General features: G+C 33.7%; 1 protein-coding gene. It reads right to left on the reverse strand.

Annotation, left to right across the window (positions count from 1 at the left end):
• Positions 1-88: 88 nt before the first annotated feature.
• Positions 89-412: group II intron maturase-specific domain-containing protein (locus ACJDTP_RS27465; protein WP_406763011.1), on the reverse strand; the 324-nt coding region annotated here is incomplete at its 5' end.

Consider the following 412-nt stretch of genomic DNA (forward strand, 5'->3'; position numbering starts at 1 on the left):
TAATCGAGTAGGAGGAAAACAATTATTTTGTTTTCCGACCTCTCACACCACCGTACGTACCGTTCGGTATACGGCGGTTCATCAGAATTTAATGTATCATTTGATATGTTTGTGTTAGACTAATAAATCCTAGAGATTCTAGGTATTTATTATTTAAAGACTTGCTCAAAATTGGGCTGTTGGAAATTCTCCAATAGCCTTTTCTTGTATTTGCATATTCCCATGCTTTGTATTTATTAATTCCTAATTTAGCTAGATTTCTTTGTTTAGTGCTAATCTTCTTCCATTGTTTCCATATGCAAGCTCTCAATCTTCTTCTAATCCATTGGTCTAGTTCAATTAGCTTTCCGCGTGCGTTAGCAATTCCATAATAATTAATCCATCCTCTTGTGATTTGATTTAATTTTAGTAG

Source organism: Candidatus Clostridium helianthi, from assembly GCF_045310795.1.
GTDB lineage: Bacteria > Bacillota > Clostridia > Clostridiales > Clostridiaceae > Clostridium > Clostridium helianthi.